General features: G+C 43.2%; 13 protein-coding genes. 12 read left to right on the top strand and 1 reads right to left on the bottom strand.

The features are described 5' to 3' along the window. Positions 1-7: 7 nt before the first annotated feature. The 7 genes from leuD to yihA all read left to right on the top strand — a co-directional run bounded on the left by leuD (position 8) and on the right by yihA (position 9,665). Positions 8-607, top strand: coding sequence for a 3-isopropylmalate dehydratase small subunit (leuD, locus tag NYE20_RS15145; RefSeq protein ID WP_041850185.1), 600 nt, complete (start codon positions 8-10; stop codon positions 605-607). A gap of 118 nt (positions 608-725) precedes the next feature. Next, positions 726-1,730 carry a DNA damage checkpoint antagonist DdcA gene (gene ddcA, locus NYE20_RS15140; RefSeq protein ID WP_339183304.1) on the top strand — a complete coding sequence of 335 codons (1,005 nt, stop codon included), beginning with the start codon at positions 726-728 and terminating at the stop codon, positions 1,728-1,730. Between the two features lie 227 nt (positions 1,731-1,957). After that, the gene (tig, locus tag NYE20_RS15135) at positions 1,958-3,232 is read left to right on the top strand and encodes a trigger factor (protein ID WP_339183301.1); all 1,275 of its coding nucleotides are present in this window, start codon (positions 1,958-1,960) and stop codon (positions 3,230-3,232) included. Positions 3,233-3,503: 271 nt separating this feature from the next. Continuing rightward, on the top strand, positions 3,504-4,766 hold the full coding sequence (clpX, locus tag NYE20_RS15130) for an ATP-dependent protease ATP-binding subunit ClpX (RefSeq protein WP_003229613.1): 1,263 nt from the start codon (positions 3,504-3,506) through the stop codon (positions 4,764-4,766). Between the two features lie 151 nt (positions 4,767-4,917). Then, positions 4,918-6,576: an ATP-dependent protease LonB gene (lonB, locus tag NYE20_RS15125; RefSeq protein WP_038827669.1), complete on the top strand. Its 1,659-nt coding sequence runs from the start codon at positions 4,918-4,920 to the stop codon at positions 6,574-6,576. A gap of 180 nt (positions 6,577-6,756) precedes the next feature. Beyond that, positions 6,757-9,081, top strand: coding sequence for an endopeptidase La (gene lon, locus NYE20_RS15120; protein WP_003229618.1), 2,325 nt, complete (start codon positions 6,757-6,759; stop codon positions 9,079-9,081). Beyond that, positions 9,078-9,665, top strand: a complete 588-nt coding sequence (yihA, locus tag NYE20_RS15115) for a ribosome biogenesis GTP-binding protein YihA/YsxC (protein ID WP_003229621.1) — start codon at positions 9,078-9,080, stop codon at positions 9,663-9,665. Before lon ends, yihA begins: the two co-directional genes overlap by 4 nt. A gap of 21 nt (positions 9,666-9,686) precedes the next feature. On the opposite strand, the gene NYE20_RS15110 is transcribed toward yihA, so the two are convergent. Further along, positions 9,687-10,184, bottom strand: a complete 498-nt coding sequence (locus NYE20_RS15110; RefSeq protein WP_014477563.1) for a hypothetical protein — start codon at positions 10,182-10,184, stop codon at positions 9,687-9,689. A gap of 228 nt (positions 10,185-10,412) precedes the next feature. Here NYE20_RS15110 and hemA point away from each other — a divergent pair, with 228 nt between their 5' ends. From hemA to hemB, 5 genes are read left to right on the top strand one after another with little or no spacing between them, the layout of a single operon-like run. Beyond that, positions 10,413-11,780, top strand: coding sequence for a glutamyl-tRNA reductase (hemA, locus tag NYE20_RS15105; protein ID WP_161621716.1), 1,368 nt, complete (start codon positions 10,413-10,415; stop codon positions 11,778-11,780). Positions 11,781-11,787: 7 nt separating this feature from the next. Continuing rightward, positions 11,788-12,618 carry a cytochrome c biogenesis protein gene (locus NYE20_RS15100; protein ID WP_003222575.1) on the top strand — a complete coding sequence of 277 codons (831 nt, stop codon included), beginning with the start codon at positions 11,788-11,790 and terminating at the stop codon, positions 12,616-12,618. A gap of 32 nt (positions 12,619-12,650) precedes the next feature. Next, complete coding sequence (hemC, locus tag NYE20_RS15095) at positions 12,651-13,595, top strand: hydroxymethylbilane synthase (RefSeq protein ID WP_021480247.1); 945 nt, start codon at positions 12,651-12,653, stop codon at positions 13,593-13,595. After that, entirely contained in the window at positions 13,585-14,373 is a 789-nt protein-coding gene (hemD, locus tag NYE20_RS15090; protein WP_032726325.1) for a uroporphyrinogen-III synthase, read from the top strand. Before hemC ends, hemD begins: the two co-directional genes overlap by 11 nt. After that, positions 14,370-15,344 (top strand): porphobilinogen synthase, encoded by a 975-nt coding sequence (gene hemB / locus NYE20_RS15085; RefSeq protein ID WP_015483525.1) that lies wholly within the window; start codon positions 14,370-14,372, stop codon positions 15,342-15,344. Before hemD ends, hemB begins: the two co-directional genes overlap by 4 nt.

The following is a 15,344-nucleotide window of genomic DNA, read 5'->3' as shown; positions in this document are numbered from 1 at the left end:
GCGCGAGATGGAACCTTTGAAATCACATACGGGGAAAGCGGCCGTATTAAATCGGATCAATGTGGATACAGACCAGATTATTCCTAAGCAATTTTTGAAGAGGATTGAAAGAACAGGCTACGGGCGTTTTGCATTCTTTGACTGGAGATATGATGCGAATGGTGAACCGAACCCTGAATTTGAATTAAACCAGCCTGTTTATCAAGGAGCTTCCATTTTAATAGCAGGAGAAAACTTCGGCTGCGGGTCATCGCGTGAACACGCTCCGTGGGCACTTGATGATTATGGGTTTAAAATTATCATTGCGCCGTCATTTGCTGATATTTTTCATCAGAACTGCTTTAAAAACGGCATGCTTCCGATCCGCATGCCATATGACAATTGGAAACAGCTTGTCGGCCAGTATGAAAACAAGTCATTGCAAATGACTGTTGACCTTGAAAATCAGCTGATTCATGACAGTGAAGGCAATCAAATTTCATTTGAAGTTGACTCGCATTGGAAAGAGATGCTGATCAACGGATATGATGAAATTTCATTAACGCTGCTGCTGGAAGATGAAATCAAGCAATTTGAATCACAAAGAAGCTCTTGGCTTCAAGACTGAAAAAGCGGCCGGTATTTGTCCGGCGGCTTTTTTTGCCTGGTGAAACCTTTCATTTCTTGTTTTTGTTCACAGGTGTTGATACACTTGAACAAAATAAATGCCTGAAAGGAATATAGGTATGACGCATGACAAGAAGAACGCAAAAATTATTCCTTTTCCTCATCTGAAAGACCGCCTTGTGGAAAAAGGGATGTCATCACTAAAGGAAAAAAAGTATCAAGAAGCGCTCGAACTGTTTTCAGAAGCGATGAAATATGATGATACTGAAGCCGATCTTCACTTAGGGATGGCCATCTGCTTTTTAGAGCTGGGCGAGTTTGAAGAGGCAAAAAGCGTGTGCGAGAAGATGCTCAAAGAAGGTTATGGCCATTATTTTACGGTTTTGCAGGTGTACATGACCATCTTAATTCAGCTCAAAAAATACGAGGAAGTCAAAAGCACCATTGAAGCCGTTTTGGAAGAAAATCAGCTGCCGGCAGAAAGCGCCGAGCAATTTTATAAGCTGCTGGATTTCAGCCGGAAAATGACCGATCCGGATCGTGAGGACGAGGCTTGGGCCGAAGAATATGAGGATACAATTGACACCGAGAAAGTGCTGGCAAGCCCTGAGGAGCAAATGAATCTCATTCATTCCTTAAAAGACCGTAACGTAGCAAAGTATACAGGATTGCTCAAAACAATCCTCCAAGACCCCTCAGCCCATCCGATTATCAAAACGATGATTGTCATGCTGTTGGCTGAGCATGAGTACAGTAAGCCTGTACACATTAGTAAATTTGGCGAGTCGTTGACAATTGAACCGTCTGAGATTGTTCCGCCTGATGCCGCGCCGATTCTGCACCGTGTTCTCAGGGTGCTGGATGAGACACTTGGAAATGAAAATCCAACCTTATATGCAGCAGTAGAGGAATTGTGGAGAAGACATTTGTACGTTTTATATCCGTTCCAGCCGAAATTGCTGTCGGCTGACCTTTGGGCGGCTGCCCTTCATAAAGTCGGTTACGATATGCACGGGATTGAAATTGAAAGCGAAGAACTTCATATGATGTATGAATTTACCGACAGAGAACTCGATGAAGCTTGCACAATGTTAAAAGATATTGAAGAAATTTCTTATTTGTAAATCGCGCCATATAGTTGAAAGCGCTATGTGTTATGTTATAATATAGTGGTTGTATTTGTGTATAACGGGTTATAAGAAATACGGTTGGACAGGCTTTGCAGTTCATTATTAACATCTATACATAATGATTCTGATCTTTGGCAGCTTTGTTTTTGTTGGACGAAGCCGTATGATTGCTTTAGAATGGAAGACCGACACAACCTGAATAGATTTTTGGAGGGAAACACATGTCTGTAAAATGGGAAAAACAAGAAGGCAACGAAGGCGTTTTAACGGTTGAAGTTGATGCTGAAACGTTTAAAACAGCACTTGATGATGCATTTAAAAAAGTAGTTAAACAGGTTTCAATTCCTGGATTCCGTAAAGGTAAAATTCCTCGCGGATTATTCGAACAGCGCTTTGGCGTAGAAGCTCTTTACCAAGATGCTTTGGATATTCTTCTTCCTGTAGAATACCCTAAAGCGGTTGAAGAAGCTGGAATCGAGCCTGTAGACCGTCCTGAAATCGACGTTGAAAAAATCGAAAAAGGCGAAAGCTTAATCTTCACTGCGAAAGTAACAGTAAAACCTGAAGTGAAGCTTGGCGAATACAAAGGCCTGGGCATTGAAAAAGACGACACAACTGTAACTGACGAAGATGTTCAAAACGAACTAAAAGCCCTTCAAGAGCGTCAAGCTGAGCTTGTTGTAAAAGAAGAAGGCGCTGTTGAAGAAGGAAACACAGTTGTTCTTGATTTCGAAGGATTCGTTGACGGCGAAGCATTCGAAGGCGGAAAAGCTGAAAACTACTCTCTAGAAGTAGGTTCTGGTTCATTCATCCCTGGCTTCGAAGATCAATTAGTTGGCCTTGAAGCAGGTGCTGAGAAGGATGTTGAAGTGACATTCCCTGAGGAGTACCACGCTGAAGATCTTGCAGGCAAACCAGCTGTGTTCAAAGTGAAAATTCACGAAATCAAAGCGAAAGAGCTTCCTGAGCTTGACGATGAATTCGCAAAAGATATCGATGAAGAAGTGGAAACACTCGCTGAATTAACTGAAAAAACTAAGAAACGTTTAGAAGAAGCAAAAGAAAACGAAGCTGACGCTAAATTGCGTGAAGAGCTTGTTCTGAAAGCTTCTGAAAATGCTGAAATCGATGTTCCGCAAGCAATGGTCGACACTGAGCTTGACCGCATGCTGAAAGAATTCGAACAGCGTCTGCAAATGCAAGGCATGAACCTTGAGCTTTACACTCAATTCTCAGGTCAAGATGAAGCTGCGCTTAAAGAGCAAATGAAAGAAGATGCTGAAAAACGCGTAAAATCTAACCTGACTCTTGAGGCGATTGCGAAAGTGGAAAACCTTGAAGTATCAGATGAGGAAGTTGATGCTGAGCTTACTAAAATGGCTGAAGCATACAACATGCCTGTTGAAAATATTAAACAAGCCATCGGTTCTACTGACGCGATGAAAGAAGATTTAAAAGTTCGCAAAGCAATTGATTTTCTTGTAGAAAACCGTTAATATGGTGCATAATAATAGTACTAATAAAACAGGGCGCGAATCATTCGTGCCTTGTTTTGTACAATTATGAGTTATCTCTTTTTCTTGGGGCAATATAGTTAATGCAGGGCTGTTTTTTGTCATACATATAGAATGTGCAAGTCAGAAACACATTGTTACCGTCTTTTTGGAAAGTATGGTAAAATGCAATACATACTCGTTCGTTTCAAGAATCATTTTCTTTTGCTCTGCCGGTAAAAGAAAAAGTGAGACAAGATTAAGGGGTGAAAGAATGTTTAAATTTAACGAGGAAAAAGGACAATTAAAATGCTCGTTCTGTGGAAAAACACAAGATCAGGTTCGTAAGCTTGTAGCTGGACCTGGTGTATATATATGTGACGAATGTATCGAACTCTGCACTGAAATTGTAGAGGAAGAACTCGGAACAGAAGAAGAAGTAGAATTTAAAGACGTACCAAAGCCTCAGGAAATTCGTGAAATTTTGAATGAATATGTCATCGGCCAAGATCAAGCGAAGAAATCACTTGCTGTTGCTGTGTATAACCACTATAAGCGCATTAACTCTAACAGCAAAGTTGATGATGTTGAGCTTTCAAAAAGTAATATTTCATTAATCGGCCCTACGGGAAGCGGTAAAACCCTTCTGGCGCAAACATTGGCTCGCATTTTAAATGTGCCGTTTGCGATTGCAGACGCTACATCTTTGACTGAAGCTGGATACGTGGGTGAAGATGTAGAGAATATTCTCTTGAAGCTCATCCAAGCTGCTGACTATGATGTGGAAAAAGCCGAAAAAGGCATTATCTATATTGATGAAATCGATAAAGTGGCTAGAAAATCTGAAAACCCGTCTATCACACGTGACGTGTCAGGTGAGGGTGTACAGCAGGCATTGCTTAAAATTCTTGAGGGTACAGTGGCAAGCGTGCCGCCTCAAGGGGGACGTAAGCATCCTCATCAAGAATTCATTCAAATTGACACAACAAATATTTTGTTCATTTGCGGCGGAGCTTTCGATGGTATCGAACAAATCATCAAACGCCGTTTAGGCCAAAAAGTGATTGGATTCGGTGCCGACAATAAAGCTGCTGATCTTGAGAAAGAAGATCTTCTTTCAAAAGTGCTTCCAGAAGATTTGCTCCGTTTCGGGTTAATTCCTGAATTTATCGGACGTCTTCCGGTTATTGCAAGCCTTGAAAAGCTTGACGAAGAAGCATTGGTTGCGATCTTAACAAAACCGAAAAACGCTCTTGTTAAGCAATTCAAGAAAATGCTTGAGCTTGACAACGTTGAGCTTGAGTTTGAAGAAGAAGCGCTTTCTGAAATTGCTAAAAAAGCAATTGAACGCAAGACTGGAGCACGCGGACTCCGTTCTATCATTGAAGGCATCATGCTTGATGTGATGTTTGAGCTGCCTTCTCGTGATGACATTGAAAAATGTGTAATTACCGGGGCGACTGTGACACACGGAGAGCCTCCTCGCCTCTTATTAAAAGACGGCACTGAGGTAAGCCAAGATAAAACATCTGCATAAAGATAAGTACAAACCTCCTGAGTGGTAACACTCAGGAGGTTTTTTTGCATGCAACTCTTCCGGAAAAACGTTTATTCCCGTCTTCTATGGGAGATACTAGCAATCAGAGGAATGAATTGGATACATAAATTGTTTTTCAGGAGGGACCACCATGAGTTGGACAGGGATCGCGTTATTTATTCAGCTGTTTTTTGGGATCATCATCGGTTTGTATTTTTGGAATTTGCTTAAAAATCAAAGGACACAAAAGGTCACAATAGATAAAGAATCAAAGAAGGAAATGGAGCAGCTTCGGAAAATGCGCGCTATCAGCTTGTCCGAGCCATTATCTGAGAAGGTCCGCCCCAAAAGCTTTCAAGATATCGTCGGACAGGAAGACGGCATTAAAGCATTAAAGGCGGCTTTATGCGGGCCAAATCCTCAGCATGTGATTGTCTATGGGCCACCGGGAGTTGGGAAAACGGCTGCTGCGCGGCTTGTGTTGGAAGAAGCAAAAAAACATAAACAATCACCGTTTAAAGAGCAGGCTGTTTTTGTGGAACTCGATGCGACAACAGCCCGTTTTGATGAAAGAGGAATTGCCGATCCGCTCATCGGCTCTGTCCATGACCCGATATACCAAGGGGCCGGAGCGATGGGACAGGCTGGGATTCCGCAGCCGAAGCAGGGAGCTGTCACCCATGCCCATGGCGGTGTGCTGTTTATTGATGAAATAGGGGAGCTGCATCCTATTCAAATGAATAAAATGCTGAAGGTGCTTGAGGACAGAAAAGTCTTTTTAGACAGTGCGTATTACAGTGAGGAAAATACACAAATTCCGAATCATATTCATGATATTTTTCAAAATGGGCTGCCGGCTGATTTTCGCTTGATTGGCGCGACCACGAGAATGCCAAACGAAATTCCGCCAGCTATCAGGTCCCGCTGTCTGGAGGTTTTTTTCCGCGAGCTTGAAAAGGACGAGCTGAAAACGGTTGCTAAAACAGCAGCGGATAAAATTGAAAAAAATATCTCCGAAGAAGGCCTGGATCTTTTGACCAGCTACACAAGGAACGGGCGGGAAGCCGTCAATATGATTCAAATCGCAGCGGGGATGGCTGTAACGGAGAATCGGAAGGACATTACGATTGAGGATATCGAATGGGTCATTCACTCCAGTCAGCTTACTCCAAAGCACGAGCAAAAAATCGGTGTTGAACCACAGGTTGGCATTGTAAATGGGCTTGCAGTCTATGGGCCTAACAGCGGATCGCTTCTGGAAATCGAAGTGAGTGTAACCGCGGCTCAAGATAAAGGATCAATTAACATCACAGGAATAGCTGAAGAAGAAAGCATCGGCAGCCAATCAAAATCAATCAGACGAAAAAGCATGGCGAAGGGTTCGGTTGAAAATGTATTAACCGTGCTCCGGACAATGGGAATGAAGCCTTCTGATTATGATATTCACATCAATTTCCCAGGAGGGATTCCGATTGATGGGCCGTCAGCAGGCATTGCGATGGCGGCGGGGATTTTCTCGGCGATACACAAAATTCCTATTGACAATACCGTTGCGATGACGGGCGAAATCAGCCTGAACGGTCTTGTGAAACCCATCGGAGGCGTCATTCCGAAAATAAAAGCGGCCAAGCAGTCCGGTGCGAAAAAGGTGATTATCCCATATGAAAATCAGCAGGCCATCTTAAAGCAGATTGACGGGATCGAAATTATTGCAGTGAAGACGTTCCAAGAAGTGCTTGATGAAATTTTAGTGAATCCGCCAACGGAACAAAAACCGTTTCCTATTGAAATCAATAAAGAATCTGTTTAAACCCTATTTTGATAATAGGGTTTTTTTCATGAAGGACATCTTTTCCTTTTTCATATCAGAAAGAAAGGGTATACTACGAGGAGACTGTTTTATAGAAAATGGAACCATGCCGTTTATTGTACAAGGATGAAAAAGTTGTATTATAATGGTTCATACTAAAGTCACGGAGGTGTCAGTCACATGGCAGAAGAATTAAAACGCAGCATCCCGCTCCTCCCTTTAAGAGGTTTATTAGTGTACCCGACGATGGTTTTGCATTTAGATGTAGGACGTGACAAGTCGGTTCAGGCTCTTGAACAGGCAATGATGCATGATCATATGATATTTTTAGCCACTCAGCAGGATATTTCGATAGACGAACCTGGTGAAGACGAGATTTTCACTGTCGGCACCTATACAAAAATTAAGCAAATGCTGAAGCTTCCGAACGGTACGATTCGTGTGTTGGTGGAGGGCCTCAAGCGCGCCCATATCGTCAAATACAATGAACACGAGGATTACACGTCGGTCGACATTCAACTTATTCATGAAGATGATTCAAAAGATACAGAAGACGAAGCATTGATGCGGACTTTGCTAGACCACTTTGATCAGTACATAAAAATTTCTAAAAAAATCTCGGCCGAAACGTACGCCGCGGTTACTGATATCGAAGAGCCGGGCAGAATGGCAGACATCGTTGCTTCTCATCTGCCCCTTAAACTAAAGGATAAGCAGGATATTTTAGAAACGGCTGATGTCAAAGACAGGCTGAACAAGGTCATTGATTTTATTAATAATGAAAAAGAAGTGCTGGAGATTGAGAAAAAAATCGGCCAGCGCGTCAAACGTTCGATGGAGCGTACGCAGAAGGAATACTACTTGCGAGAACAAATGAAGGCGATTCAAAAAGAGCTTGGCGATAAAGAAGGCAAAACTGGCGAAGTTCAGACGCTGACGGAAAAAATCGAAGAAGCAGGCATGCCTGATCATGTGAAGGAAACAGCGCTTAAAGAATTGAACAGATATGAAAAAATTCCGTCAAGTTCTGCGGAAAGCTCTGTGATCCGCAACTATATCGACTGGCTGGTTGCTCTTCCGTGGACGGATGAAACAGATGATAAGCTTGATTTGAAAGAAGCAGGACGTCTCTTGGACGAAGAGCACCATGGGCTTGAAAAAGTAAAAGAACGTATTTTAGAATATTTGGCTGTCCAGAAGCTGACCAAATCCCTGAAAGGCCCGATTCTCTGTTTGGCAGGACCTCCAGGTGTCGGAAAAACGTCTTTAGCCAAATCAATTGCAAAAAGCTTGGGACGCAAATTCGTCAGAATCTCACTCGGAGGAGTTCGGGACGAATCAGAGATACGCGGACACAGACGGACCTATGTCGGAGCAATGCCTGGACGTATTATTCAAGGGATGAAAAAAGCGGGCAAGCTGAATCCGGTCTTCTTATTAGACGAAATTGACAAAATGTCATCTGATTTTAGAGGAGACCCATCATCCGCTATGCTTGAAGTGCTTGATCCAGAGCAAAACAGCAGCTTCAGTGATCACTATATTGAAGAAACCTTTGATTTATCCAAAGTGCTGTTTATCGCAACGGCGAACAATTTGGCCACAATTCCGGGTCCGCTCAGAGACAGAATGGAAATTATTAATATCGCAGGCTACACAGAAATAGAAAAACTTGAAATCGTAAAGGATCACTTGCTTCCAAAGCAAATTAAAGAACACGGGCTGAAGAAAAGCAACCTGCAGCTGCGTGATCAGGCGATTCTTGATATTATCCGCTACTATACGAGAGAAGCTGGTGTGAGAAGCCTTGAACGCCAGCTTGCCGCGATTTGCCGTAAAGCTGCAAAAGCCATTGTTGCTGAAGAGCGAAAACGGATTACGGTTACTGAGAAGAACCTTCAAGACTTTATCGGAAAACGTATTTTCAGATATGGACAAGCTGAAACAGAGGATCAGGTTGGTGTAGTGACAGGGCTTGCTTATACAACCGTTGGCGGAGATACGCTGTCGATTGAAGTATCGCTTTCTCCGGGGAAAGGGAAATTAATCCTGACAGGAAAGCTCGGAGATGTTATGAGAGAGTCTGCTCAGGCTGCATTCAGCTATGTGCGATCCAAAACAGAAGAACTTGGCATTGAACCTGACTTTCATGAGAAGTATGATATTCATATACATGTACCAGAGGGTGCGGTGCCAAAAGATGGTCCGTCAGCCGGTATTACGATGGCAACAGCGCTTGTTTCTGCTTTAACGGGACGGGCGGTTTCGCGTGAAGTCGGCATGACTGGGGAAATCACGCTTCGCGGGCGCGTGCTGCCGATCGGCGGCTTAAAGGAAAAAGCGCTTGGCGCACATAGAGCGGGATTAACGACCATTATTGCGCCTAAAGATAATGAAAAAGATATAGAGGATATTCCGGAAAGCGTCAGGGAGGGGCTGACATTTATATTGGCGTCCCACTTAGACGAGGTTTTGGAACATGCCTTAGTAGGAGAGAAGAAATGAAAGTCACAAAGTCAGAAATCGTGATCAGTGCAGTAAAACCGGAACAGTACCCTGAAGGGGGGCTTCCGGAAATCGCATTGGCCGGAAGATCGAACGTAGGAAAATCGTCTTTTATCAATTCATTAATCAATCGCAAAAATCTTGCGAGAACGTCATCAAAGCCGGGAAAAACACAAACGCTTAATTTCTACATTATCAATGATGAGTTGCATTTTGTGGATGTGCCGGGCTACGGTTTTGCCAAAGTGTCAAAGTCTGAGCGTGAAGCATGGGGCAGAATGATTGAAACCTATATCACGACACGCGAGGAATTAAAAGCTGTGGTGCAGATCGTTGATTTGCGGCATGCGCCATCTAATGATGATGTACAGATGTATGAATTTTTAAAGTATTACGGCATTCCTGTTATTGTTATCGCTACAAAGGCGGATAAGATCCCGAAAGGCAAATGGGACAAACACGCGAAGGTTGTCCGACAAACATTAAATATTGATCCGGAAGACGAGCTGATTCTCTTTTCTTCAGAAACGAAAAAGGGAAAAGACGAAGCTTGGGGAGCGATCAAAAAAATGATAAACCGGTAGAGGATCCTCTACCGGTTTTATTTATCGTATAGATTTTTTTCGTTTTATCAATAATAACAATAAACTGATTCCAATAAAGACAAACGGCCAATACTCCTTCAGAAGCGCTGTTGGAATATGCGCAGACTCAAGCCATGCCATAATTTGTTTGAAAAAGTACAAAAACAGGGAAAAACAAATCATCGACACAGCTTCATATACATATTCTTTTTTTTGAACGGCTGAAACGAGAAGTGAGAAGCCGATCATAAAGAGGAGCATTTCAAAATCATCCGGCCACCATACCCATTTCGGCTTGGCAAAAAAGTGTAAACCGATCCCGAAGAGAAGCAAACCGATAAAAAAATGGGGTGTAACGGCTTCTTTTTTTCCTTGATATACAAAGGCTGCGCCTAACAGCATGAGGAGAACAGGCCATTGATCCTGCCCTGAAAACAGTTCGGCTTGGCCGCTTTCAAGCCATGCATATACAGAAGCGGCAAGCAGCAGACAAGGGAATAAAATTGATTTTTGTTTCATGCTATCACCTTCTTGTTTTTTAGAGCTGATGTGTAGTAAATTTCTGCTGTTTTTGGTATTGTCAATAGGAATGCTTCTTTTCCCTGAAGCTTTTTCTAATATAGCATAAGAATTTTAAAATCTGTTCACATTTTGTGAAAGAAACTATGTTATAATTATTATAAATAATGAGTTCTATGTTAGAATGATTATAAATTAAGATTGGGTGTTGGGGGTGTAATTAGAGCGATGCATATACTTGTTGTGGGAGTAGATTATAAATCCGCCCCTATTGAGATACGTGAAAAAGTAAGTTTTCAGCCGAATGAGCTGGCAGAAGCAATGGTGCAGCTGAAAGAAGAGAAAAGCATTCTTGAAAACATCATTGTCTCAACCTGCAACCGCACTGAAATTTATGCGGTAGTCGACCAGCTCCATACCGGCCGTTATTATATAAAAAAGTTTTTAGCTGATTGGTTTCAATTAAGCAAAGAAGAGCTGTCACCGTTCTTAACGTTTTATGAGAGCGATGCCGCTGTTGAGCATTTATTCCGTGTAGCCTGCGGACTTGACTCTATGGTGATTGGCGAAACGCAGATTCTCGGACAGGTACGCGACAGCTTTAAAACAGCTCAGCAAGAAAGAACGATCGGGACTATTTTTAATGAGCTGTTTAAGCAGGCGGTTACAGTGGGCAAACGAACTCACGCAGAAACAGACATTGGCTCAAATGCGGTGTCAGTAAGCTATGCTGCAGTTGAACTTGCCAAAAAAATCTTCGGAAATCTTTCAAGCAAGCACATATTGATTCTCGGTGCGGGAAAAATGGGCGAGCTTGCTGCGGAAAACCTGCACGGACAGGGAATCGGCAAGGTCACTGTCATTAACCGAACATACTTGAAAGCGAAGGAGCTTGCAGACCGTTTCTCAGGTGAAGCGAGAAGCTTGAATCAGCTTGAAAGCGCGCTTGCGGAGGCTGATATTTTAATCAGTTCAACCGGTGCAAGTGAATTTGTCGTGTCCAAAGAGATGATGGAAAACGCGAATAAGCTTCGCAAGGGACGCCCGCTGTTTATGGTCGACATTGCCGTGCCTAGAGATCTTGATCCGGCGCTGAATGATCTTGAAGGTGTTTTTCTTTATGATATCGACGATCTGGAAGGCATTGTAGAAGCGAACATGAAAGAGCGGAGAGAAACAGCTGAAAAAGTTGAACTGTTAATTGAAGAAACCATTGTGGAATTTAAACAATGGATGAATACACTTGGTGTTGTACCTGTTATTTCTGCATTGCGCGAAAAGGCGCTTGCCATCCAGTCAGACACGATGGACAGCATTGAGCGTAAGCTGCCTCACTTAAGCACAAGAGAGAAAAAACTGTTGAACAAACACACCAAAAGCATTATTAACCAAATGCTTCGTGATCCGATTTTAAAGGTGAAAGAGCTTGCGGCAGATGCTGATTCTGAAGAAAAGCTCGCGTTGTTTATGCAGATTTTTGATATTGAAGAAGCTGCGGGCCGTCAAATGATGAAAACCGTTGAAAGCAGCCAGAAGGTCCACTCTTTTAAGAAGGCTGAATCAAAAGCGGGCTTTAGCCCACTTGTAAGTGAGTGAAAGCTGAATGATTGATACTGCAATGGCAAGACTTAATGAGGGGACAATCGTCATTTACGCGTTAAGTGTACTCTTTTATTTTATAGATTTTCTTCAACACAACCGGAAGGCTGGAAAAATGGCCTTCTGGTTGCTTTCTATTGTCTGGACTCTGCAAACCGTGTATTTGGCCTATTTTATGTGGGTGACGGGGCGGTTTCCGGTATTAAATGTGACGGAGGCGCTTTATTTTTATGCCTGGGTGCTTGTCACGCTGTCACTTGTACTGACAAAGCTTTTACGTGTTGACTTTATCGTGTTTTTTACAAATGTTATAGGATTTTCTATGATCGCCATTCACACATTTTCACCGACAGAGCAGCAGTCAGCTGCTTTTTCCGGGCAGCTTGTATCCGAGCTTTTGGTGATTCATATTACAATGGCGATTCTTTCATACGGCGCTTTTTCCCTTTCTTTCGTTTTTTCTGTGCTATATATGTTTCAATATCATCTGCTGAAAAAGAAAAAGTGGGGAAAATGGCTGTTGAGAATAGAAGATTTATCTAAGCTTGATTATATGGCGTATGTTTTAAATGTCATTGGGGTTCCGATGCTGCTGCTGAGTTTGATTCTCGGCGTCATATGGGCATATGTCTCACTAGAAACGCTGTATTGGTTTGACGCAAAAGTGCTTGGTTCGTTTGTCGTCCTGCTGCTGTACAGCTATTATCTTTATATCAGGCTGATTAAAGAGCTGCAAGGAAAGGTCGCTGCACTGTGGAATACGGCTTGTTTTCTGGTGCTGATGATCAATTATTTCCTGCTTGGAAGCCTGTCGCAATTCCATTGGTTCAGTTAAACGATGTCCCAAGCAGATTCGGGAGGAAAGAAATGATGAGAACGATTAAAGTAGGTTCCAGACGAAGCAAACTCGCTATGACTCAAACAAAATGGGTTATTCAAAAACTGAAGGAAATCAATCCTTCGTTTGCTTTTGAAATTAAAGAGATCGTGACAAAGGGCGACCGGATTGTCGATGTTACACTCTCAAAAGTGGGTGGAAAAGGGCTGTTTGTCAAAGAAATTGAACAGGCGCTTTTAAACGAAGAGATTGATATGGCAGTGCACAGCATGAAGGACATGCCTGCTGTTTTGCCTGAAGGCCTTGTGATCGGCTGCATTCCTGAACGGGAGGACCCGCGTGATGCCCTTATTTCAAAGAATCGCGTAAAGCTTTCAGAAATGAAGGAAGGTGCTGTCATTGGCACAAGCAGTTTAAGAAGAAGCGCGCAGCTTTTGATTGAGCGCCCTGACCTTACAATTAAATGGATTAGAGGTAATATAGATACAAGACTTCAAAAGCTGGAAACAGAGGATTATGACGCGATTATTTTAGCGGCTGCCGGCCTTTCTAGAATGGGGTGGAAGCAAGATGTCGTAACCGAATTCCTTGAGCCAGAGCGCTGTTTGCCTGCTGTGGGGCAGGGAGCACTGGCGATTGAGTGCCGAGAATCGGATGAAGCGCTGTTGGCGTTGTTTTCTCAGTTTACAGATGAATATACAAAACGGACTGTCTTAGCGGAACGTGCTTTTTTAAACGCGATGGAGGGCGGCTGCCAGGTTCCGATCGCGGGCTACTCCGTGTTAAATGGACAGGATGAAATTGAAATGACAGGTCTTGTCGCTTCACCTGACGGCAAAATCATTTTTAAAGAAACCGTCACCGGAAACGATCCGGAGGAAGTAGGAAAGCGCTGTGCCGCTCTTATGGCTGACAAAGGAGCAAAAGATTTAATTGATCGTGTAAAACGGGAGCTTGATGAGGATGGAAAATGATTTTCCGTTGGAAGGAAAAACAGTGCTTGTCACCCGGAATAAGGCACAGGCAACATCATTTCAGCAAAAAGTGGAGGCGCTTGGCGGTAAAGCGGTTTTAACCTCTTTGATTACGTTTCGCCGCGCTTTGCCGAATGATGTTGCGGAACAGGTAAGAGAGGATCTTGCCGCGCCAGGCTGGCTTGTTTTTACAAGTGTGAATGGGGCAGACTTCTTTTTTTCTTATCTGAAGGAAAATCAGCTTATTCTCCCTGCGCATAAAAAAATTGCAGCCGTCGGTGAAAAAACCGCCCGCCGTTTAAAAACGCATAACGTATCGGTTGATGTGATGCCACAGGAGTATATTGCTGAACAATTGGCTGACGCTCTTAAGCAGCATGCTGAACCGGGGGAGCCCATTACCGTGATGAAAGGGAATTTGTCACGTGATGTGATAAAACAAGAGCTTGTCCCGCTCGGTTTTGAAGTAAAGGAATGGGTTCTCTACGAAACGATTCCGGATGAAGAAGGCATTGAGGAACTGAAAGACGCTGCGGGTCAATATTCCTTTGACTATGTAACATTTACGAGTTCATCAACCGTACATACGTTTATGCATGTCTTGGGAGAAGAATTAAAAAAGTGGAAGGCGAATGGGACGGCCTGTATCAGCATTGGACCTTTAACAAATGATGCCCTTCTGACGTACGGCATCACATCGCATACGCCTGATACATTTACAATAGATGGCATGCTTGAATTAATGTGCAGCATGTCAAGAGAGGAAGAGAGAATATGAGTCAATCATTTAATAGACACCGCCGCCTGCGGACATCAAAAGCAATGAGAGAAATGGTAAAGGAAACACGTTTGCATCCATCAGATTTTATTTATCCGATTTTTGTCGTTGAAGGGCTGGAAGGCAAAAAAGCTGTTCCGTCAATGCCTGATGTTTACCATGTATCATTAGATTTATTGAAGGATGAAGTAGCGGAGCTGGTCAAACTGGGCATTCAATCTGTTATCGTGTTCGGCATCCCGGAAGAAAAAGATGATTGCGGAACACAAGCGTACCATGATCACGGAATTGTCCAAAAAGCCATCACAGAAATTAAAGAACACTTCCCTGAAATGGTTGTTGTCGCTGACACGTGCCTGTGCGAATACACAGACCACGGCCATTGCGGACTTGTCAAAGACGGAGTCATTCTCAATGATGAATCGCTGGAGCTTTTGGCGCAGACAGCTGTCAGCCAAGCGAAAGCAGGTGCGGATATCATTGCGCCATCAAACATGATGGACGGATTTGTTACAGTGATCAGAGAAGCACTTGATAAAGAAGGATTCGTCAATATTCCAATCATGTCTTACGCTGTGAAATATTCTAGCGAGTTTTACGGTCCGTTCCGTGATGCAGCAAACAGCACACCGCAATTCGGAGACCGCAAAACATATCAGATGGACCCTGCCAACCGTATGGAGGCACTCCGCGAAGCACAATCAGATGTCGAGGAAGGCGCGGACTTTTTGATTGTCAAACCTTCGCTTTCTTATATGGATATCATGCGTGACGTAAAAAATGAGTTTACTTTGCCGCTCGTCGCTTATAATGTAAGCGGAGAGTATTCAATGGTGAAGGCTGCAGCGCAGAACGGCTGGATCAAAGAAAAAGAAATTGTGTTGGAAATTTTGACAAGCATGAAGCGCGCGGGTGCCGACCTGATTATTACGTATCATGCGAAAGACGCAGCGAAATGGCTTGCGGAGTAA

The organism is Bacillus sp. FSL R5-0416, from assembly GCF_037975425.1.
Lineage (GTDB): Bacteria > Bacillota > Bacilli > Bacillales > Bacillaceae > Bacillus > Bacillus subtilis.
This window is presented reverse-complemented; position numbering and strand designations above follow the sequence as displayed.

What these genes read in the sequence shown, in the direction of transcription:
- tig (WP_339183301.1), top strand. Translation starts at nt 1,958, where the DNA reads ATGTCTGTAAAATGGGAAAAACAAGAAGGCAACGAAGGCGTTTTAACG.
- lon (WP_003229618.1), top strand. Translation starts at nt 6,757, where the DNA reads ATGGCAGAAGAATTAAAACGCAGCATCCCGCTCCTCCCTTTAAGAGGT.
- hemC (WP_021480247.1), top strand. Translation starts at nt 12,651, where the DNA reads ATGATGAGAACGATTAAAGTAGGTTCCAGACGAAGCAAACTCGCTATG.
- yihA (WP_003229621.1), top strand. Translation starts at nt 9,078, where the DNA reads ATGAAAGTCACAAAGTCAGAAATCGTGATCAGTGCAGTAAAACCGGAA.
- ddcA (WP_339183304.1), top strand. Translation starts at nt 726, where the DNA reads ATGACGCATGACAAGAAGAACGCAAAAATTATTCCTTTTCCTCATCTG.
- NYE20_RS15110 (WP_014477563.1), bottom strand. Translation starts at nt 10,184, where the DNA reads ATGAAACAAAAATCAATTTTATTCCCTTGTCTGCTGCTTGCCGCTTCT.
- leuD (WP_041850185.1), top strand. Translation starts at nt 8, where the DNA reads ATGGAACCTTTGAAATCACATACGGGGAAAGCGGCCGTATTAAATCGG.
- hemA (WP_161621716.1), top strand. Translation starts at nt 10,413, where the DNA reads ATGCATATACTTGTTGTGGGAGTAGATTATAAATCCGCCCCTATTGAG.
- hemD (WP_032726325.1), top strand. Translation starts at nt 13,585, where the DNA reads ATGGAAAATGATTTTCCGTTGGAAGGAAAAACAGTGCTTGTCACCCGG.
- lonB (WP_038827669.1), top strand. Translation starts at nt 4,918, where the DNA reads ATGAGTTGGACAGGGATCGCGTTATTTATTCAGCTGTTTTTTGGGATC.
- NYE20_RS15100 (WP_003222575.1), top strand. Translation starts at nt 11,788, where the DNA reads ATGATTGATACTGCAATGGCAAGACTTAATGAGGGGACAATCGTCATT.
- hemB (WP_015483525.1), top strand. Translation starts at nt 14,370, where the DNA reads ATGAGTCAATCATTTAATAGACACCGCCGCCTGCGGACATCAAAAGCA.
- clpX (WP_003229613.1), top strand. Translation starts at nt 3,504, where the DNA reads ATGTTTAAATTTAACGAGGAAAAAGGACAATTAAAATGCTCGTTCTGT.